We start from the raw sequence: 18751 nt of genomic DNA on the forward strand, positions 1-18751 counted from the left end.
TTGAGGGCAATCCACAGCCCCGCCTGTGGCCATCCGATTCACGCGTATCCTTTTGGACAGGTTTTCCGCTGACAACAGCGGCAGTTACGCGGTGACGGGGATGTGCTGCCTTGAATGGCGTTAGGAAACACTAATTGTAGGGGTGTCAAATCGGCCACATCTACATCTGGTGGCAGGCGTGATTCCCCGCCCTCCTGCGGGCTGCACTGTCACGGTTTCCGCGAATCCCGCACCGTCCGGCTACAGCCGCCCGAGTGACGCCGCGAGCCACAGGGCCGCCTGCCCGGCGCGACCCTGTCGATAGATGCCCAGCTCCCGAAAGCTGCGAAGGCGGGACACCATATCTTGTGTCCGGATACAGGTGAACCGATCCAGCAGCGCGCGGTTCTCTGTCGTCAGGCGATGCGCGGACACCGACAAGGCGCGGGCATTGCAGGCGGTCCAGGCGGCCAGATCGCCCGAGGTGACCATCCTCAACCTCTTCAACGCCGCGCGCGTGCCGAGGTTCGTGCCGAAGAGGTTGTCGCCATGCTGCCGGTAAAGCACTGTGGGCTGCTCGCTGCGGATGACCTGCCCGCCTGCGCCGCTGATCAACTGGTAGAGCCACCAGTCATGGGTCACCGGCAGGCAATCCGCCGCCAGCGCCTCTGCCGCCGCGGCGCGGGCCAGATCCACCCCGGCCCGGTTCAGCAGCATCGTGTTGCCACCGGCGATGCTTTGTACCAGGGCATTGCGAAATCCGGGCGGACGAGAGAACCGCGGAGACTGCCGGCGATCGCTCAGATCCTCTTTGACGATCCAGGTGGCGCTGCCAAAGAGCGCCGGCACCTCTGGCGGTAGTCCCGACAGCGCCTCTTGCCCCCGTTCCAGCCGGTCGGGCAACCAGACATCGTCCTGATCGGAAAGGGCCGCCCAGTCAGTGCCCTCGGCCAGTCCCGCCAGCAGCGACAGGAAATTCGCGGCAACACCCCGGCCTGGTCCGGCGATCAGGGCGACGGATCGTCCCTTTGCGTTCTGCGCGCGGGCAAAATCCGTCACCATTCTTGGCCCCATATCCTGCGAGCCATCGTCGCTGACGGTCAGATCCCAATCCCATACGGTCTGATTGGCGAAACTGGTCAACTGCGCGTCCAGAAAGGGTGCGCCGTCGAACAGCCCCATTAGAATCGCGGTGCGGCCCGTCCCGCCAGCCATGTTCCTGCTCTTCCGGGTTTCCATCACATCACCAGCCGTTCAAATGTTGCCGCACCTACCTGCCCGCAGGGATTACCCGGTGCAAGCCTCGTACCGCTTTGTGTGGAAAATGGTCGGGGAGGCGAGATTCGAACTCACGGCCTTCTGTACCCAAAACAGACGCGCTACCAGGCTGCGCTACACCCCGACTGGCGCTTCCTCTACCGCGCCTTGCGCGGCGATGGAAGCCCGATTATTCGCAAGGCCACACCGCAAGAGTCTGATCAATGCCGGGATGACGCATTTCCGAGCCGACGGTGATGCCAAGGGTCTCGGTCATGCCGCCATTCACCTCCAGCACATACTGGATGTCATTGCCGCCGGGAATCGGCGTGCGATCCAGTGGCACGGCGTTCTCATGAATATGCTGAACCGTGCCGCTTTCATCCATGAAGATCATGTCGAGCGGAATAAGCGTGTTTTCCATCCAGAAGCTGACCCGTTGCGGCCGTTCATAGATGAACAACATCCCGGCGGCAGAAGCCATGTGTTCGCGGTGCATCAGGCCAATGCTGCGCTCCTCGGGGGTGTCCGCGATCTCAACCCGGAACCGGGCCGTCCCCCAGTCCCCCCGCAGTTCAAGGCGTCCCTCATTGCATGCGGCCGCTGCGGCCCCTGCTATGAAACTTGCCGCAATCGCCAGATGCAAGACGCGCATCCTAATCCTCCTGAACGTAATCCCACGGCCGCACTTCGCCGGCCATCTGACCGCGCGGCCCCTGCACCACCCGCAAGACCACGGCTTCGCCGGGTTGCAGATCGGCAAGACCAAAGCGGCGCAGCACCTCGATATGCACAAACACATCGGCAGGATGCCCGAAGACATTGGCAAAGCCAAAGCCTTTTGCCTTGTCGAACCATTTGACGCGGGCGGGCACGAAGGGCGTGCCCTCCGGGATCTCGATCATCATGCCCGAAGCATCCGGGGCTTCCTCGGGGTCGGGCGGATCAATGGACAGGATTTCCTGCGCCTGGATTCCGCGTTCGGTCTTCTGGACGACCACGGAAATACGGGAATGATCCGCCACCGACCCTTGCCCGAAATTGCGCAAGACATTGGCGTGCAATAGAATATCAGGACCGCCTTCATCAGAGATGATGAACCCGAATCCCTTGGCATTGTCGAACCACTTGACCGTTCCGGCCACAACAGGCGCAGCCTGTCGCTCGTCTTCCATCATGACGCCCCAACCTCAGCACATGCAGCTAGTCTTATTGTCCCCGTAAACTAACCTGACGGTTAGTCTGGTCAGGTGCAAGGATAATAAAGTGATAAGTATCAATATATTATCAGGCGGGTATCAATTGATCCACAGATTCTGTTAACCATTGTTAACCATCACGGACCCTGCAGGGGGCAAGGCTTCAGGGGTTCAGGCGCGTAATCTCCCAGTTCGACGAGACATCCGGCCGTTGCCAGCGAAACCGGTCATGCAACCGGAAAGCACCGTCAGCCCAGAACTCGATCTCCAACGGGGTGATCCGATAGCCTCCCCAGAATGGCGGGCGTTCGGGATTCGGACCATGCTGAGCCGTGATTCTGGCAACCTCGGCCATCAGCGCCCCCCGAGACGCCAGAGGCCGCGACTGCTGCGACGCCCATGCCCCGAGCCGGCTTTTGAGAGACCGGGACTTGTAATAGGCATCCGCCTGCGGCCCTTCCTCCTTGCTGACAAGACCGCGCACACGGATCTGCCGACGCAGGCTTTTCCAGTGCATCACAAAGCCCGCCTTGCCCGCCTGGTCGATCTCTTGCGCCTTGGCGGACTCGTAATTGGTGTAAAAGACAAAGGCCCCGGCCTCGATCTCCTTCAGCAACACCATGCGGGCATTGGGCAACCCGTTGGCATCGACGGTAGCCAAGGCGATGGCGTTCGGGTCATTGGGTTCGGTCTGCTCTGCCTCTGCCAGCCAGGCTCGCGCGATGGCGAAGGGATCGTCGCCCGCAAATAGTCCGCTTCTGTCGCTCATGGCACTCTCCGCCTCAATCGGTTGCCGCCACGCTACCCGCGGACCCGATCCGCCGCAAGGCGATGCGCCTGCCGTCTTGATGCAGGCGCGACTATGCCCTAAAGGGTTGCCGATACGCGCAAAGAGCCGCCAAAGGGGAGCTGACATGGGTTTGATGACGGGCAAGCGGGGTCTCATCATGGGGCTCGCCAATGACAAATCCATCGCTTGGGGCATTGCAAAGGCCTGCGCCGATCAGGGCGCCGAACTGGCCTTCTCCTATCAGGGGGAACAGTTGCTCAAGCGGGTCTCGCCCTTGGCCGCCCAGATCGGCTGCGACACGATGCTGGAATGCGACGTGACGGATGAGGCGTCGATGGATGCGCTCTTCGCCGCGCTGGAGGCCAAATGGGGCAAGCTCGATTTCGTCGTCCACGCCATCGGCTTTTCCGACAAATCCGAACTGCGCGGCCGCTACGTGGACACGAGCGCGGGCAATTTCGCCATGACCATGAATATCTCGGTTTATTCCTTCACCTCGGTATGCCGACGCGCTGCGGCGATCATGCCCGATGGCGGGTCGCTACTGACGCTGACCTATTACGGCGCCGAACAGGTCATGCCGCATTACAACGTCATGGGCGTGGCCAAGGCGGCGCTGGAAGCGTCGGTGAAGTACATTGCCGAGGATCTGGGCAAGGACGGCATCCGCTGCAACGCCATTTCGGCGGGCCCGATCAAGACGCTGGCAGCCTCCGGCATCGGCGATTTCCGCTATATCATGAAGTGGAACGAGTTGAACTCACCCTTGCGCCGGAATGTAACGCAGGAAGAAGTCGGTAAGGCCGCGCTCTACCTGCTCTCCGATCTCGGATCCGGCACCACGGGCGAAAACCTTCATGTGGATGCGGGCTATCATGTCGTCGGCATGAAGGCGATTGACGCGCCCGACATGACCCTTGAGAAGAAGGAGGGCTGAGCGATGACCGGCGCACAGCTGCCCCATGAAAAGGGCTTTCACATCTCCTGGGACCAGATCCACCGCGATTCCCGCGCGCTGGCCTGGCGTCTCGACAAGCGCGGCCCCGGCGAAGACGGGGCCTGGCGCGCTGTGGTGGCCATCACCCGCGGCGGCATGGCCCCCGCGATGATCATTGCGCGAGAGCTGGATATCCGCACGGTCGATACAATTTCAATCAAATCCTACAATCACCAGACGCAGTCCGAACCGGTCGTGCTGAGCAAACCCGATGCGGAACTGATGGGTGATGGCGAGGGCGTGCTGGTGATCGACGATCTGGTCGATAGCGGCAAGACGCTGGAAGTGGTTCGCGCGATGTATCCCAAGGCGCATTTTGCGACGGTCTATGCCAAGCCCAAGGGTGAGCCGATGGTCGATACCTTCATCACCGGGGTCAGCCAGGACACCTGGATTTTCTTCCCCTGGGATATGGCGCTGCAATACGTGGAACCCTATCGCGGCACAGACTGAAGAATTTTCCCGAAAATTCTTCGACTTAGCCTGAAAAATCTTCCAGAAGATTTTTCGGCTTCTGAAAACCTTTCCGGAAAGGTTTTCTATGCGCGTGCCATCAATGCCTCTGACAGCAATGCGCGCACCGCATCCCTGGGGACATCCGCCGTTACGAAAGCCTCCCCAATCCGACGCGCCAGGATAAAGCGCAGTTGCCCATCCACAACCTTCTTGTCCTGCCCCATCAGGTCCAACAGCGCCCCAGCATCCGGCAGATCGCCGGGAATATCGGCGAGATCCTTTTTCATTCCCATGGCCGCCAGATGCTCCCGCACACGGCTCGGCTCTTCCTGGCTGACCAGACCAAGCCGGTAGGACAGTTCAAAGGCCAGCGCACAACCGATCGCCACGCCTTCCCCGTGCAACAGCCGGTCGGAATAGCCGGTGGCCGCCTCCAGCGCATGACAGAACGTGTGGCCGAGATTGAGCAGCGCCCGGTCCCCCTGTTCGGTCTCATCGCGCTCTACAATATCGGCCTTCATCTGCACCGAGCGACGCACCGCCTCCAACCGCAGATCGTCATCGCCCGCCGCCATCGCCGGGCCATTTATCTCAAGCCACTCGAAAAACCCGGCATCCCCAAGCAACCCATATTTCTGAACCTCACCATAGCCCGCCAGGAAATCGCGTGGCGTCAGCGTGCCCAGAACCGAGATATCGGCCAGCACCAGCGAGGGTTGATGGAACGCCCCGATCAGGTTCTTGCCAACGACCGAGTTGATCCCGGTCTTGCCGCCCACGGAACTGTCCACCTGCGCCAGCAGGCTCGTCGGGATCTGCACGAAGCGCACCCCGCGCCGCAGCACCGCAGCCGCAAAGCCTGCAAGATCGCCGATCACGCCGCCGCCAAAGGCCACCACGATATCCTTGCGTTCGACCCGCTCTGCCAGCAGCCATTCTACCGTGCGGGTAAATTCCGGCCAGCCCTTGGTGGCCTCTCCGGGGGGCAGCACCAGCGCCTCCATCCCGATACCCTCAGCGGACAACCCTGCGCGCAAAGCCTCCAGATGCAGGCCCGCCACGCGCTCCTCGGTCACTACGAACACACGCGGGCGGTTCAGCAATGGCGCAATCTCGGCCCCCGCGCGGGCCAGCAGGCCCGGCCCGATGCGGACATCATAGGCCCTCTCGCCAAGCGGCACGTGAACGGTGGCAAGGGTCATATCAGGGTCTCCACAATGCCCGCCTCTGTCAGCGTTTTCAGAACCGAAGCGGTTGTCTGGTCGATGGACCAGTCCGGTCGCGTCGCGACGGTGAATTCGGCCTGTTCATAGGCCGGGGTGCGGGCCTCCAGCAACTGGGCCAATGTCGCACGGGGGTTCGCGGTGCGCAGCAGGGGCCGGGTGCTTTTGTGTTTCACGCGGGTCCACAGCAGGTCGAGATCCGCCTTCAACCAAATCACGGCGGCCCTTTCGGCCATATAGGCGCGATTGTTGGGCGACAGCCAAGCGCCGCCGCCTGTCGACAGCACGCAAGGCGGCCCGTCCAGCAGCCGCGCGATCACCTGGCTTTCCTTGTCGCGGAAGAACGGTTCGCCGTAGCGGTCGAAAATCTCGGCGATCGTCAGCTTGGACGCCGCCTCGATCTCGGCATCCGAATCCTCGAAGGGAACCCCCAAATGCGCCGACAAAGCCTTTCCGATGGCGGTCTTTCCGGCCCCCATCATGCCCACCAACACCACCGTCCGGGTCAGTTTCGCCTGATTATCTGGCGTGGTTTCGCCCATCTTCAAAAAAATCGTCCCCCTACTGGCGAAATTCCCTCGCAAGTGGCTTATAATGAAAAGATAGCGGCGGCAAACGCCGAAAATACCGGCAGGCTGGGGTCTCATGATTGGGCGCATTTTCAAGGTTTTCTTTTTTCTCGCGCTGCTCGGGGTGATCGGGCTCGTGGGCTATGCCTATTCCGGCTTGATGCAGCCTCAGACGCGCGAGATCACGCGGCCGGTGGATCTGGATGTGGACTAGGGCGGCGCTGATCGCGGCGGCACTGGCAGGCCCGGCCGCCGCACAGGAGGCGGTGGAGCAAACCGCCCCGCCGGAATGGCTGTCGGAAACCCTGCTCAGCCCGCATGGCAACATCGCCACATCCGCCACACCGGCGGAAATCACGGTCATGCCGATTGGCGCGGTCAACCTCGATGCGGTCGGGCTGCTGTCTCCGAATCAGACCGGGTTGCCAGCCGACCTCTGGGCCGGGTCCGAGTCCGCGACATTGGCCAACCTCTTTCGCGCGCAGACCGATCTGGCGCTGCCCTCGATCCAGCGCTTTACCACCATGCTGGCCCTGGCCGAGCTGAACCCGCCCCCCGACAGCACGGCCGAGGCAGAGCTGTTTCTCGCCCGTCTCGATATGCTCCTGTCACGGGGTGCCATCGACGCCGCCCGCGCCATGATGGAGCGCGCGGGCCCAAGCGCGCCGCAGGTTTTCCGCCGCTGGTTCGACGTGACCCTGCTGACCGACCAGCCTGATCGCGCCTGCGCCACCATGCGCGCCAACCCCGATATCGCGCCGTCCTTCCCGGCGCGCATTTTCTGCCTTGCCCGCAATGGCGACTGGTCCGCAGCGGCGCTGACCCTTGGCACCGGCGAGGCCCTCGGCTTCATCGACGAGGTCGAGGGCGAATTGATTGCCCGCTTCCTCGACCCGGAGCTTTTCGAAGGCGAACCGCCCCTGCCGCTCGATCTCTCACCCTCGCCCCTGCATTACGTGATGCGGGTGGCCATCGGCGAACGCCCCGGTGCCGGTCAACTCCCCCTGCCCTTTGCCCATGCGGACATGGCCGACGTGGCCGGCTGGCGGGCGCAGCTTGACGCCGCTGAACGGCTGGCCCGGGCCGGGGCGATCACCCCCGATCAATGGCAGCTGATCGCCACCAGCCGCGTGCCTTCTGCCTCTGGCGGGGTCTGGGACCGGATCGACGCCTTGCAGGAGTTTGACGTGGCCCTTCTGGCGCAAGATCCCGCCTTGGTGGCCGAGACGCTGCCCGATGCCTGGGCCGCCATGCAGGAGGCACATCTGGAAGTGCCCTTTGCCGAGCTGTATGCCCAAAGGCTTCTACGCCTGCCGCTGACCGGTGACAGCGCCATGTTGGCGCGCCGGGTGGCGCTATTGTCGGGCGAATATGAATCCGTCGCGCAGCTTGCCGTACCGCAGTCTTCCGAGGAACGGTTCCTCTTTGCCGTGGCGCGCGGCCAGACCGCCCCGCCCGCGCCGGCAGGCGGCCTGCCCCGCGCCATCGCAGCTGTCTTTTCCACGACCGCCATGCCGGACCGCTACGCGCGGCTCTATTCTGAGGGCCGGATCGGCGAGGCCATGCTGCGTGCCTCGCTGGTGCTTGGAGACGGGTCGGGCGACCTCGACGACATGCAAGACGCCCTGTCACTGTTCCGGGCCCTTGGACTGGAAACCGTGGCACGGCGCACGGCGCTGGAATTGCTGATCCTGGAACGTCGGGGATGACCGCCGCCTGGATTTCCCCGTTTCTGGAGGCGCAGGCCGCTGAGCTGAACGCGGCCGAAAACACCCTGCTGGCTTATGGCCGTGACCTCAGGGATGCCTGCGACTGGCTGGCTGCGCGCGGGATCGGGTTTGATACTGCGACCCGTGCCGATCTGGAGGCCTATCTGATCGCGCTCGACACCGAGGGACTGGCCCGCTCCACCCGCGCGCGGCGACTGTCGTCGGTCAAGCAGCTCTATCGGTTTGCCTATGAGGACGGGTTGCGCTCGGACAACCCGGCGCTTCAGATCAAGGGGCCGGGGCGCGACAAAGCGCTGCCCAAGACCCTGACGATGGAAGAAGTGGACCGCCTGCTATCCGCCGCTGAAACCCATGGCCGCAGCGCGGGGGACCGGCTGCGCAACACCTGCCTGATGCAACTGCTTTACGCCACCGGCATGAGGGTCAGCGAGTTGGTCGGCCTGCCCGTTTCCGCTGCGCGGGGCGATCCGCAGCTGTTGCTGATCCGGGGCAAGGGCGGCAAGGAACGGATGGTGCCGCTGTCACCCCCGGCGAGAGAGGCGCTGGCCGCGTGGCTGGTCCATCGCGATGAGGCCGAGGACATGGCGCGGATCGAAAAGGGTACCGCACCCTCCCGCTTTCTCTTTCCCTCACGTGGCAAGGCCGGACACCTGACGCGCGTCAGGTTCTTTACGCTTATCAAGGAGTTGGCGGTTGCGGGCGGGGTCTCCCCCGATTCTGTCACGCCCCACACCCTGCGCCATGCCTTCGCAACCCACCTGTTGCAGAACGGGGCCGATCTGCGGGCCATCCAGACGCTTCTGGGCCATGCCGATATCGCCACGACCGAGATCTACACCCATGTGCTGGACGAACGGCTGAAGGCGCTGGTGCTGGAAAAACACCCCTTGGCAAAATCCTGATTTCCCACGGGTTTCGCCCCGAACTGGCCCCATTTTGCCGCTAGACCCGCTGCAAAAGGCAAAGAGCACAGATGCAGGCACAGCTTTCCGATATCCGGGACACCCACTGGGACGCGATCGTGATCGGCACGGGCGTTGGCGGCGGCGTGGCAGGCCGCGCGCTGGCAGAGGCCGGAATGAAGGTGCTGTTTCTGGAGAAGGGCCGCGCCGGTTTCCGAACGGAAGAAACCGCACTCAACCTGGATATGCCAGATCCGGTCGCCCGCGCGATCCGTGGCTTTTGGCCCGATCCGATATCGGTCAATCTGGACGGGCGCCCGCAAGAACTTTTCGCCCCTATTGGCGCAGGCCCCGGTGGTTCCTCGGTCTTCTATGCCGCGACGCTGGAACGCCCCGAACCGCATGATCTGGACGACCTTCCAGACCGTCCTCACCCCACCGGCGGCTGGCCCTTGGGATTCGCCGCCATGCGGCCATGGTTCGACGCCGCCCAGACCATGTTCCACATTCATGGGGAGCCTGACCCGCTATCCTCTGTGCCAAGCCCCGCCGTTGCCGCACCCCACCCAAGCACCCCCGGCGATGCGATGATCATGGACCGGCTGCGCGGCAATGGCCTGCACCCGTACCGGTTGCACACGGCGGTCAAGCGGCTGGACGGCTGCCGTGACTGCCTTGGCCACAAATGCCCTCGCGCCTGCAAGATGGATGGGCGCTCCGCCGGGCTGGAACCGGCATTGGAAACAGGACATGCCGCGCTGCTGGCGGGGTGTGAGGCGACACGGTTGGTTCGAAACGCCGACAATTCGGTAAGCGTCGAAGCGTGCCTTGATGGACAGATTGAATCGCTCAATGCCCGCCATGTCGTGCTGGCTGCGGGGGCCCTGTCATCGCCGCGCCTTCTGCTTGCGTCACGCTCGGAGCGGGACCCTGACGGAATCGGCAACGCCGCTGGTCTGGTCGGCTGCAATTTGATGTTCCACCTGAATGAAATCTTCGCGCTCTGGCCCGGCAAATCCGCGGGTTTCGCAGGGCCATCCAAGTCCGTGGGCTTCCGCGATCACTATTTTGCCAAGGGCCAGCGGCTTGGCATGGTGCAGGCCATGGGCATCGACGTGGGATATGGCGAGATCGTGCATCATCTGCGCGGGCGCGTTGCCCGATCATGGCTGCGGCATATGCCCGGCGCGCTGGACCTGACACGCATTCCAGCGGCGATCGGGGCCAAGGTGATGGGCACCGCCAAGGTCTTCGTCGGCCTGCTGGAGGATCTGCCCTATACCGAAAATCGTGTGGTTCTGGATGCGGGCAATCCCGGCCGGATCACGCTGGAATATCGCGTGTCGGAGGAACTTCTGGCGCGGCGCAAGCTGTTCCGGCGGCTGATCCGAAGCTCCTTCAAAGGCACCCGCACCGCCTTTCTGACCCATGAGCCGGAACCGAATTTTGGCCATCCCTGCGGGACGTTGCGGATGGGTGTTGATGTAGGTGAATCGGTGGTAAACGCCGAATGCCGCCTCCATGATGTGCCCAATCTCTGGGTTACCGACGCTTCGGTCTTCCCGACCTCCATGGGTGTCAACCCAAGCCTGACCATCGCTGCGAATGCGCTGCGCGTGGCCGACAGGATAAAGGACAGCAAATGACCGATCTGACCCAAGGCATTGCGGTAGTGACAGGGGCTGGCGGCGGACTTGGCCGGGCGCTGGCGGTGGAGCTTTCGCACAGCATGACAGTGGTTGGCCTGGGCCGCGACACGACCGCGTTGGAGGGCACCGCGCAACTGTCCTCCGAGGGCAGGTTTCACGGCATCGAAGCGGATGTTTCCTGCTTCAACTCCACCTCGCAGACATTTGAAAAAGCAAGAATACATGGGTCCATAACGCTCTTGATCAACAACGCGGCCCAATACCCGCGCCGGGACTTCACCGAGGAAACCGCCGAGAGCTTCATGGAGGTTGTTGCCACCAATCTGGGCGGTACCGTCGCCTGCACCCGCGCCGCGCTGGATGACATGCTGGACACCGGCTTTGGCCGCATAATGAACGTGGCGACCTTTGCCGATATCGCGCCGCTGCCTGCCTCCTCTGCCTATTCGGTGTCCAAGGGCGCGGCACGCATCTTCACGCGGGCGCTGATCGCCGATATCGGCGACCGTTTTCCGGGGATCGTGGTCAATGACTGGATGCCGGGCATGCTGGCCACGAAAATGGGCATCCCCGACGGGCTGGCACCGGAGCAGGCGGCGAAATGGGGGGCACAACTTGCGCTTTGGCATGATCCCAGCCTGACCGGCACCACATGGGAGATGGACCGCGAAATCCCGCCGCCGCGATCCCTGAAACGCCGCATCGCCGACCGGGTTCTGATGAAACCCCGCGTTGCCGCGCGCCGTTTGGGTTAACGCATCCGCCAGGACCGCCACAGGTGCCCCGGCAGGTCGCGGAACGCCGCGCCGTAGCGCGCGGCCATCCGGCGCGGGCTGCCAAGCAATCGCCAAAGCCATTCCAGCGCCAGCCGCCGCACCCAGACAGGCGCGCGGGTCTGCTGGCCCGACAGAAAATCCAGCCCCGCCCCGATGGAGGCAAAGCCGATCTCCGGCGCGATCTGACGGCCTCGGGCCGCGAGGATTTCCTGCTTGGGGGCCCCGAGGGCCAGAAAACACATGCGAACGCCCGCCTCGCTCAACCCCTGCAAGATCTCATCCGCCGCCGGGCCCGCAGGATCGAACCCCATCGGCGGGGCCACCTTTGCCACGACCCGCAGCCCCGGCACCTGCGCCTCCAACGCCTCTGCCGCCCCGGCGAGGCTCTCGTCCGTGCTGCCCACCAGACCGAGCGGCATATCCAGCTCGGCGGCGATCCGGCAGATCGGCAGGATCATGTCCGACCCCGGCAACAGTTCCACCGGCTGCCCCGCCAGCCGCGAACACCAGACGATCGGATTGCCATCGGCGGTGACCAGATCCTGCGCGTCATAGGCGGCGCGAAACGGCCCCACGATGCGCAGCTTGGTCAGGTGATCCAGGTTCAGCGTCGCCAGGGCAAAGCCCTCACCGGCCGCAAACCGGGTGCGCAATTCACGCTCCAGCGCGGGCCAGCCGTCGATAGTGACGGTCACATCGTGATCACCCGCGCGGAATTTCATCGCTGCCCTCTGCCTTTGCGCCACATTGCCCCAATCGCCGCTTGCACAAAAGAGCACCCGGCAGGACAAACTGTTGCCATGCTTTTGGGGTCAAAGCGACGTCAAGACAAGAAGAAGAGCAGGCACATGACCCAGACCCGACCGGCCAACGGCACCGCGCCGCAGGGCACGCATCGCGTGGCCCTTGTGGGCTGCGGCTTTGTGGCCGATCTCTATATGCGCTCCTTCGCCAAGCACCCGGAGGTGCAGATCGTGGCCGTGCATGACCGAGATCCGGCGCGATTGACGGCATTCTGCGCGCATTGGTCCCTGCCCGCCTGCGACACACTGGACGCGACTTTCGACACCACGCCAGACCTGATCCTGAACCTCACCAATCCGTGCTCGCACGCCGATATCACCCGCGCTTGCCTAAGCGCCGGGCATCATGTGTTCAGCGAAAAGCCCCTGGTGCTGTCAATGGACGACGCGACGGCGCTGCATGGGCTGGCCCGCGACAAGGGCCTGCAACTGGGCAGCGCGCCGTCCTCGGTTCTGGGGGAAGCGGCTCAGACACTGGCAAAGGCCCTGCGCGACGGCATCGCGGGAACGCCCCGGCTGATCTATGCGGAGCTTGACGACGGGTTCATCCCGCAGGCGCCCGTGGAAGGTTGGGTCAGCGCCTCCGGCGCGCCCTGGCCCTTTGCCGACGAATTCCGCACCGGCTGCACGCTGGAACATGCGGGCTATTACCTCAGCTGGCTGATTGCCTGTTTCGGGACGGTGGATAAGGTCGTGACCGCCACTGCCGACATCCTTCCCGATAAGCGCGGCGTCACCGGCTGCGCCCCGGATTTCTCCGTTGCCACCCTGCATTTCGCGCAAGGCCCGGTGGCCCGGCTGACCTGTTCCATCACCGCCCCCCATGACCACCGCCTGCGTGTCGTGGGTGACAAGGGCGTGCTGGAGCTGGATCAGGCCTGGGACAATGCCGCGCCGGTGCGCTTCCGCAAACGGCTGCGCATTCGGCGGCGGCTGATGGAAAGCCCGGTCGCGAAACGCCTGCGTCTGCGCGGCCCGACCCATCCGAAAGTCACCCGTGAAGGGGCCGCCGCAATGAATTTCGCGCTTGGTCCGGTGGAGATGCTGGAGGCGATTTCTGCTGGACGCCCCTCGCGCATTGCCGGAGACTACGCCCTGCACCTGACCGAAGTGACACTGGCCTGTCAGACCGAGGGCGTGCACCGGATGACCACCCGCTGCGAACAAATGGAGCCGATGCCATGGGCGCGCTGAGGGTCTTCATCTCTGGGACCGGCAGCTATGTGGGCCGGGCCGTTGCGGATTATGCGATGCGCAAAGGGTACGAGGTGGTTCTGCATTCGCGCTACGGACACCGGGGCAACTGGCCGGACGTGCCCGAGGTTTTCCCACTCGAAGGCCCGCTGGATGGCCCGGATATGCCGGGGCTGCTGAGCGGCTGCGCGGCGGTGATCCATGTGGCGGGCCGGATGACGGGCACCGAGGACGAATTCCGCAAACACGTAGTGGAGGACAGCGCCGCCCTGATGCGTGCGGCGGTCAAGGCCGCGGTGCCGCGGGTGGTGCTGGCCGGGTCCGTTTCGGTCTATGGCGCGGGCGATCCGGGCGATGTCATCACCGAAGACAGCCCGCTGGAGCCGCGCCCCGACCTGCGCGACGTCTATATGCGCGCAAAGCTTGCGCAAGAACAGGTCATGCGGGCCGAGGCCGATGCAGCCGGGATTTCGCTGTCCATTCTGCGGCTCGGGGCGATCTGGGGGCCGGGGCGGCTCTGGTCCGCGCATTTCGGACCCGCCAAAGGCGCGGTGCTGATCCGCATCGGACGCGACGGGCAAGTGCCGCTTTGCGAGATCGATCGGGCGGGAGAGGCCCTCGTATCCGCCGTAACGGCCCCTCCCTGCACCGTGAATGTGCTGGATGATGACCTGCCCGACCGGGTGCGGTTCCTGAACGCGCTGTCGGTCTCGGGCTGGCCGCGCATAATTCTGCCGGTTCACTGGCGACTGCTGGATCGGATCGCAGGGGAGAACCCCAACCGCCCCGGCCTGCTGCGCCGTCCGACCCTGCGCGCCCGCATGATGCCCTTGGGCTGGGACGGGCGTCGTGCCGTCGAGGCACTTGGCCTCGCCCCGCAGCACGAGTTCGAGGCGCTGATGGCCGCCAATCTGATCGCGGGGGTGGGCCCATGAAGATCGCGTACCTGACCGGCGAATACCCCCGCGCCACCGACACCTTCATTCAGCGCGAAGTCGCGGCATTGCGGGCCGAGGGGCTTGAGGTTCTGACCTGTTCCATCCGCCGCACGAGCGACGAGCATCTGGTGGGCGACGAACAGCGGCAGGAGGCCGCGCGTACCTTCCACGTTCTGCCCGGCGTGGCGAACCCTCTGACCATGGCTCGCGCCGAACTGGCCATGCTGCCCCGGTTCGGGCGTTACCTTCGGGCGTTGGCGCTGGCCTGGCGGACGGCCCCCAAGGGGATCAAGGGCCGCCTTTACAACCTGATCTATTTCACCGAGGCCGTGGTTCTGGCCCATCATCTGCGCCGGAACGGTGTTCAGCACCTGCACAACCATATCGCCAAATCGAGCTGTACCGTGGCGATGCTGGCTTCAGAGCTTTCGGGCATTCCCTACAGCTTCACCCTGCACGGGCCGGATATCTTCTTTGCGCCTGAGCATTGGCGGCTGGATGAAAAGATCGCCCGCGCCCGGTTCGTGGCCTGCATCAGCGAGTTTTGCCGGTCGCAGGCGATGTTCTTTTCGGCCCAGGATCATTGGGGCAAGCTCAAGATCATCCATTGCGGGGTGGAGCCGGAGCGTTACGCGCCGGGTGAGCGGCAAGGAAAGAGGTTGCTCTTCGTCGGACGGCTTGCAGCGGTCAAGGGCGTGCCGGTGCTGCTGGAGGCCTTGGCCAAGGCGCGAGAGGTTCGGCCTGACCTGACGCTGACGCTCGTGGGCGACGGGCCGGACCGTGCCGCCTTGGAAGCGCAGGCTGCCACGATGAATCTTGCCGGGGCTGTCACCTTCGCGGGCTACAAATCCCAATCCGAGGTCGCGGACCTGCTGGCCAGCCATGACGCGCTGGTGCTGCCCAGTTTCGCCGAGGGCGTACCGGTGGTGCTGATGGAGGCCATGGCCGCCCGGATACCCGCCATTGCCACGGCGGTCGGCGGGGTCTCGGAGCTTGTCGAGGATGGGAAAACCGGGTGTCTGGTTGCACCGGGGGATGCCGGCGCATTGTCCCGCGCGATCCTTTCCCTGATGAACGCCCCCGAAACCCGCGAGGCCATGGGCAGCGCAGGCCGGGCCAAGGTCGAGGCCCATTTCACCGCCCGAACCGAGGCTGCCCGCCTCGCCCGCCTGTTCCGCTCTGGCCCCGACCTGCCCCCCGAGAAACGGCCGGAGGTGACTCCATGAATTCAGCCATCGCAATCATCCTCATTGGCCGCAACGAGGGCGAGCGGCTGAAACGTGCGCTTGACAGCGTTTCGGGACTGGTGGACCGGATCGTCTATGTCGACAGCGGGTCCACCGATGCCAGCGTGTCTTATGCGCAGTCGAAAGGCGTTCAGGTGGTGGAACTGGACATGACCATCCCCTTCACCGCCGCCCGCGCCCGCAATGCAGGCGTCGATGCACTGCGCGACGAAGGCCTGCCGGAGTTTCTGCAATTCATCGACGGGGATTGCGCCCTGATGCGCGACTGGCTGTCGATCGCGCTCTCCGTCATGCGGGCCGATTCCGGGCTTGGTATCGTCACCGGCTGGCGGCGCGAAATCCACCCCGACGCCAGCATCTACAATGCCATGTGCGATCATGAATGGTATCGCCCTGCCGGTCCCATCGTGGCCTGTGGGGGCGATATGCTGGTTCGATCAGAGGCGTTCGAGGCGGCGGGCGGCTTCAACCCGGATGTCATCGCGGCAGAGGATGACGAGTTCTGCCTGCGGGTGCGCATGGCGGGGTATCGGCTCATGCGCATTCCCCGCAACATGACCGCCCATGACGCCGATATGCACCGGTTTTCGCAATGGTGGAAACGCTCGGTCAGGAACGGCCATGGCTTTGCGCAGCTCGGCGCGCTGCACGGATCGCATCTGAGCCGGGAACGCGCGCGGGTCTATGTGTTCGGCCTGATGCTGCCCGCCGTGGCGCTGGCCGGTCTGGTCACCAATCTCTGGGTCGTGGCAGGGGTTCTGGCACTTTACGCGGGATCTTATGCCAGTGCCCTAAGGGGGCTGCTGCGGGACGGGATCGCGCCCGGCGTGGCCTGGCGGTTTGCCGGGTTCCTGACCCTGTCGAAAATCCCAAACCTCATCGGAATGGCCACCTTTGCTCTGCGCCGGCTCCGTGGGCGGTCCATGCGGATCATCGAATATAAATAAAGGCTTATGAACGTGAGTGCATCTATCCCCATTCGAATTGGCCTCATTGGCGCGGGCTATATCGCAAGCTGGCATGCTGACGCGCTAAAGGCGACACCGGGCGTTCAGATCACGGCCATCTGTGACAGAAGCCGGGGCGCGGCAGAAGGGTTGGCCGCCACCCATGGCGCGCAGGTCTTTACCTCGGTTGCCGAGCTTATTGCCGCACGGGCCTGCGATGCGGTGCATATCCTGACGCCCCCCAATTTGCACCATGATCTGGCGGTGGAATGCCTGGAGGGTGGCCTGGATGTGCTGGTGGAGAAACCGGTTGCGCTCTCTGTCGCTGAAACCCGTTCGATTGCCGAAACAGCCGCGCGCACCGGCAAGCGGTTTTCTCCCGGTCACAACTTCCTTGGCCTGCCGCGCTATGAGAAGATGAAAGCGATGGTCACCGATGGCGCGCTTGGCCGCATTGCCGAGGCGCGGATCAACTGGTGTCTGCCACTTGCCCCCCTGCGGTCTGGCCCCTACGGGTTGTGGCTGCTGCGCGAGCCGAAGAACCTGCTGCTGGAGCTTGGGCCGCATCCGTTTTCCTTGGCGGTCGATCTTTTTGGCCCACTGGAGATCCTCGCAGCCGTCACCGGCCAGCCCGCGACCCTGCCCGGCGGCGACACCCGCGACCAGAGCTGGCGCATTCTGGCGCGCGCGGGCGATGTGGATGTGACGTTGGCGCTCTCCATGGTCGAAACCATTGATGACCGGTCGGTGACCTTGCGCGGTTCCTCGGGCATGGCGCGGCTCGACTATGCCGCCGATACCCTTGTCACGACCCGTGACAACACCGCCGATCTGGTGGTGAACCCCCTGCTGAAACAGATGGGCGCCGCCAAGGAGCATTTGCGCGAGGGGCTGCGCAATGCCGCGATCCAGACGGGTTCTCTCAACCGCCGCAGCCCTTATGGGCAGAGCTTTCAGGGCATGAACCGCGCCGTCTATGGCAGCCCCGATCAACGCTTTTCGCCAGAGGCCGCCGTCACCGTCATGCAGGCCATCGACGACACGCTGTCCCTGATCCCGGCACAGCCTGCCCCCGCTATCGTCACCGGCACCCCGCGCCCCGGCGTCATGGTCATCGGCGGCACCGGCTATATCGGGCGCAACCTGACGCGGGCATTGGTGGCGCAGGGTCATGACGTGCGGGTCCTGTCGCGCGGGGCGCATGGACCGTTTGCGGATATCGCCGACCACGTGGAAACCTGCCCCGTCTCATTGACCGACAAACCCGCGATCACAGCGGCGATGGAGGGCATCCATACCGTCTACAACCTTGCGAAATCCATGGACGACACATGGGAGGACGCGCTGAAAAATGATGTGGGCACCGCCGTGCGGATCGGGGAAGCGGCATTACAGGCAGGCGTGTCGCGGCTGATTTATACCGGCACGATTGCGTCCTACGACATGTCCGACCCCGACGGGATGATCACCGAGGCCACGGGCTTTGGCGATATCGAGGCTCGGAACCTCTATGCACGGTCCAAGGCGGAATGCGAGCGGCGGCTGATGCGGATGCACCGGCAGGACGGGCTGCCACTGGTCATCGCGCGGCCCGGTATCGTGGTGGGCGGTGACGGACCCTTGCAGCATTGGGGCATCGGGCGCTGGCATGGGGCGGGCGCGGTCAAGCTTTGGGGCAACGGGCGCAATATCCTGCCCTTCGTGCTGGCCGATGACCTGTCGGACGGGCTGATCGCGATGATGGAGCGGGACGGCGCGATCGGCCGCAGCTTCAACCTGACGGGGGAGCATCTGCTGACAGGCCGCGACTATTTCGACGCCATCCATGACCGGCTCGGCGCGCGGATGCGGGTCAGTTCCGGCAACCTGACCGTCATGTGGATGGCAGACGGGGTGAAATACGCGCTGAAACGCTATGCGCTTGGCCGCCGCAATGCGGTGCGTCCGTCGCTGGCCGACTGGAAGTCGCGGGCGCATCTGGCGCGGTTCGACAACAGCCTGCCCAAGCGGGTTCTGGGCTGGCAGCCGGAAGCGGATCGGGAGGCATTCCTGACCCGTGCCCTCGATGCAAAGGCACTGTTCGGTGTCTGACCTG

The 18751-nt window shown here is 64.2% G+C and carries 19 protein-coding genes and 1 tRNA gene; 12 read left to right on the forward strand and 8 right to left on the reverse strand.

Features of this window, described 5'->3' with window-relative positions; translation table 11 throughout:
* Positions 1 to 240 precede the first annotated feature (240 nt).
* The 5 genes from RBB16_RS00390 to pdxH all read right to left on the reverse strand — a co-directional run bounded on the left by RBB16_RS00390 (position 241) and on the right by pdxH (position 3204).
* The gene (locus RBB16_RS00390; RefSeq protein ID WP_306044229.1) at positions 241 to 1194 is read right to left on the reverse strand and encodes a glycosyltransferase; all 954 of its coding nucleotides are present in this window, start codon (positions 1192 to 1194) and stop codon (positions 241 to 243) included.
* Between the two features lie 110 nt (positions 1195 to 1304).
* Positions 1305 to 1381, reverse strand: a tRNA-Pro gene (locus RBB16_RS00395).
* Between the two features lie 45 nt (positions 1382 to 1426).
* On the reverse strand, positions 1427 to 1891 hold the full coding sequence (locus RBB16_RS00400; protein WP_071689961.1) for a DUF192 domain-containing protein: 465 nt from the start codon (positions 1889 to 1891) through the stop codon (positions 1427 to 1429).
* A gap of 1 nt (position 1892) precedes the next feature.
* Positions 1893 to 2411 (reverse strand): cold-shock protein, encoded by a 519-nt coding sequence (locus tag RBB16_RS00405; RefSeq protein ID WP_071689989.1) that lies wholly within the window; start codon positions 2409 to 2411, stop codon positions 1893 to 1895.
* Between the two features lie 187 nt (positions 2412 to 2598).
* Entirely contained in the window at positions 2599 to 3204 is a 606-nt protein-coding gene (gene pdxH, locus RBB16_RS00410; RefSeq protein ID WP_306044230.1) for a pyridoxamine 5'-phosphate oxidase, read from the reverse strand.
* Positions 3205 to 3349: 145 nt separating this feature from the next.
* On the opposite strand from pdxH, the gene fabI reads away from it, so the two are divergent.
* Together fabI and gpt are read left to right on the forward strand one after the other, a co-directional pair.
* A complete protein-coding gene (fabI, locus tag RBB16_RS00415) occupies positions 3350 to 4162 on the forward strand; it encodes an enoyl-ACP reductase FabI (protein ID WP_071689963.1) in 813 nt (270 codons plus the stop codon).
* A gap of 3 nt (positions 4163 to 4165) precedes the next feature.
* Complete coding sequence (gpt, locus tag RBB16_RS00420) at positions 4166 to 4675, forward strand: xanthine phosphoribosyltransferase (RefSeq protein WP_071689964.1); 510 nt, start codon at positions 4166 to 4168, stop codon at positions 4673 to 4675.
* An 86-nt stretch (positions 4676 to 4761) separates the two neighbouring features.
* On the opposite strand, the gene aroB is transcribed toward gpt, so the two are convergent.
* Both aroB and RBB16_RS00430 read right to left on the reverse strand, forming a co-directional pair.
* A complete protein-coding gene (gene aroB, locus RBB16_RS00425; RefSeq protein WP_306044231.1) occupies positions 4762 to 5880 on the reverse strand; it encodes a 3-dehydroquinate synthase in 1119 nt (372 codons plus the stop codon).
* Complete coding sequence (locus RBB16_RS00430; RefSeq protein ID WP_306044317.1) at positions 5877 to 6443, reverse strand: shikimate kinase; 567 nt, start codon at positions 6441 to 6443, stop codon at positions 5877 to 5879. The genes aroB and RBB16_RS00430 overlap by 4 nt, the downstream gene beginning before the upstream one ends.
* Positions 6444 to 6546: 103 nt before the next feature.
* On the opposite strand from RBB16_RS00430, the gene RBB16_RS00435 reads away from it, so the two are divergent.
* The 5 genes from RBB16_RS00435 (at position 6547) to RBB16_RS00455 (ending at position 11506) form a co-directional block, all read left to right on the forward strand.
* Positions 6547 to 6684 carry a hypothetical protein gene (locus RBB16_RS00435; protein ID WP_158514318.1) on the forward strand — a complete coding sequence of 46 codons (138 nt, stop codon included), beginning with the start codon at positions 6547 to 6549 and terminating at the stop codon, positions 6682 to 6684.
* Positions 6674 to 8179 carry a hypothetical protein gene (locus tag RBB16_RS00440; RefSeq protein ID WP_306044232.1) on the forward strand — a complete coding sequence of 502 codons (1506 nt, stop codon included), beginning with the start codon at positions 6674 to 6676 and terminating at the stop codon, positions 8177 to 8179. The genes RBB16_RS00435 and RBB16_RS00440 overlap by 11 nt, the downstream gene beginning before the upstream one ends.
* Positions 8176 to 9102, forward strand: a complete 927-nt coding sequence (locus RBB16_RS00445) for a site-specific tyrosine recombinase XerD (protein WP_306044233.1) — start codon at positions 8176 to 8178, stop codon at positions 9100 to 9102. The genes RBB16_RS00440 and RBB16_RS00445 overlap by 4 nt, the downstream gene beginning before the upstream one ends.
* Positions 9103 to 9173: 71 nt before the next feature.
* Positions 9174 to 10748, forward strand: coding sequence for a GMC oxidoreductase (locus tag RBB16_RS00450; RefSeq protein WP_306044234.1), 1575 nt, complete (start codon positions 9174 to 9176; stop codon positions 10746 to 10748).
* Positions 10745 to 11506, forward strand: a complete 762-nt coding sequence (locus RBB16_RS00455) for an SDR family NAD(P)-dependent oxidoreductase (RefSeq protein WP_306044235.1) — start codon at positions 10745 to 10747, stop codon at positions 11504 to 11506. Before RBB16_RS00450 ends, RBB16_RS00455 begins: the two co-directional genes overlap by 4 nt.
* Here RBB16_RS00455 and RBB16_RS00460 read toward each other — a convergent pair.
* On the reverse strand, positions 11503 to 12249 hold the full coding sequence (locus RBB16_RS00460; protein WP_306044236.1) for a WecB/TagA/CpsF family glycosyltransferase: 747 nt from the start codon (positions 12247 to 12249) through the stop codon (positions 11503 to 11505). The genes RBB16_RS00455 and RBB16_RS00460 overlap by 4 nt on opposite strands.
* Before the next feature lie 126 nt (positions 12250 to 12375).
* Here RBB16_RS00460 and RBB16_RS00465 point away from each other — a divergent pair, with 126 nt between their 5' ends.
* From RBB16_RS00465 to RBB16_RS00485, 5 genes are read left to right on the forward strand one after another with little or no spacing between them, the layout of a single operon-like run.
* Positions 12376 to 13524: a Gfo/Idh/MocA family oxidoreductase gene (locus RBB16_RS00465; RefSeq protein WP_306044237.1), complete on the forward strand. Its 1149-nt coding sequence runs from the start codon at positions 12376 to 12378 to the stop codon at positions 13522 to 13524.
* Entirely contained in the window at positions 13512 to 14459 is a 948-nt protein-coding gene (locus tag RBB16_RS00470; protein ID WP_306044238.1) for an NAD(P)-dependent oxidoreductase, read from the forward strand. Before RBB16_RS00465 ends, RBB16_RS00470 begins: the two co-directional genes overlap by 13 nt.
* Positions 14456 to 15688: a glycosyltransferase family 4 protein gene (locus tag RBB16_RS00475; protein ID WP_306044239.1), complete on the forward strand. Its 1233-nt coding sequence runs from the start codon at positions 14456 to 14458 to the stop codon at positions 15686 to 15688. Before RBB16_RS00470 ends, RBB16_RS00475 begins: the two co-directional genes overlap by 4 nt.
* Positions 15685 to 16656, forward strand: coding sequence for a glycosyltransferase family 2 protein (locus RBB16_RS00480; RefSeq protein ID WP_306044240.1), 972 nt, complete (start codon positions 15685 to 15687; stop codon positions 16654 to 16656). Before RBB16_RS00475 ends, RBB16_RS00480 begins: the two co-directional genes overlap by 4 nt.
* A gap of 6 nt (positions 16657 to 16662) precedes the next feature.
* Positions 16663 to 18747 carry an NAD-dependent epimerase/dehydratase family protein gene (locus RBB16_RS00485; RefSeq protein WP_371931196.1) on the forward strand — a complete coding sequence of 695 codons (2085 nt, stop codon included), beginning with the start codon at positions 16663 to 16665 and terminating at the stop codon, positions 18745 to 18747.
* The last annotated feature ends 4 nt before the right edge of the window (positions 18748 to 18751 follow it).

Origin of the sequence: Nioella sp. MMSF_3534 (assembly GCF_030732985.1) — a bacterium.
Taxonomy (GTDB): Bacteria; Pseudomonadota; Alphaproteobacteria; order Rhodobacterales; family Rhodobacteraceae; genus Nioella.

Coding starts and splice junctions, on each gene's coding strand:
- RBB16_RS00460 (WP_306044236.1), bottom strand. CDS start 12,249: ATGAAATTCCGCGCGGGTGATCACGATGTGACCGTCACTATCGACGGC.
- RBB16_RS00485 (WP_371931196.1), top strand. CDS start 16,663: ATGAACGTGAGTGCATCTATCCCCATTCGAATTGGCCTCATTGGCGCG.
- RBB16_RS00400 (WP_071689961.1), bottom strand. CDS start 1,891: ATGCGCGTCTTGCATCTGGCGATTGCGGCAAGTTTCATAGCAGGGGCC.
- RBB16_RS00405 (WP_071689989.1), bottom strand. CDS start 2,411: ATGGAAGACGAGCGACAGGCTGCGCCTGTTGTGGCCGGAACGGTCAAG.
- RBB16_RS00390 (WP_306044229.1), bottom strand. CDS start 1,194: ATGGCTGGCGGGACGGGCCGCACCGCGATTCTAATGGGGCTGTTCGAC.
- RBB16_RS00430 (WP_306044317.1), bottom strand. CDS start 6,443: ATGGGCGAAACCACGCCAGATAATCAGGCGAAACTGACCCGGACGGTG.
- fabI (WP_071689963.1), top strand. CDS start 3,350: ATGGGTTTGATGACGGGCAAGCGGGGTCTCATCATGGGGCTCGCCAAT.
- RBB16_RS00465 (WP_306044237.1), top strand. CDS start 12,376: ATGACCCAGACCCGACCGGCCAACGGCACCGCGCCGCAGGGCACGCAT.
- RBB16_RS00475 (WP_306044239.1), top strand. CDS start 14,456: ATGAAGATCGCGTACCTGACCGGCGAATACCCCCGCGCCACCGACACC.
- gpt (WP_071689964.1), top strand. CDS start 4,166: ATGACCGGCGCACAGCTGCCCCATGAAAAGGGCTTTCACATCTCCTGG.
- RBB16_RS00435 (WP_158514318.1), top strand. CDS start 6,547: ATGATTGGGCGCATTTTCAAGGTTTTCTTTTTTCTCGCGCTGCTCGGG.
- RBB16_RS00480 (WP_306044240.1), top strand. CDS start 15,685: ATGAATTCAGCCATCGCAATCATCCTCATTGGCCGCAACGAGGGCGAG.
- RBB16_RS00445 (WP_306044233.1), top strand. CDS start 8,176: ATGACCGCCGCCTGGATTTCCCCGTTTCTGGAGGCGCAGGCCGCTGAG.
- RBB16_RS00450 (WP_306044234.1), top strand. CDS start 9,174: ATGCAGGCACAGCTTTCCGATATCCGGGACACCCACTGGGACGCGATC.
- RBB16_RS00440 (WP_306044232.1), top strand. CDS start 6,674: ATGTGGACTAGGGCGGCGCTGATCGCGGCGGCACTGGCAGGCCCGGCC.
- pdxH (WP_306044230.1), bottom strand. CDS start 3,204: ATGAGCGACAGAAGCGGACTATTTGCGGGCGACGATCCCTTCGCCATC.
- RBB16_RS00455 (WP_306044235.1), top strand. CDS start 10,745: ATGACCGATCTGACCCAAGGCATTGCGGTAGTGACAGGGGCTGGCGGC.
- aroB (WP_306044231.1), bottom strand. CDS start 5,880: ATGACCCTTGCCACCGTTCACGTGCCGCTTGGCGAGAGGGCCTATGAT.
- RBB16_RS00470 (WP_306044238.1), top strand. CDS start 13,512: ATGGGCGCGCTGAGGGTCTTCATCTCTGGGACCGGCAGCTATGTGGGC.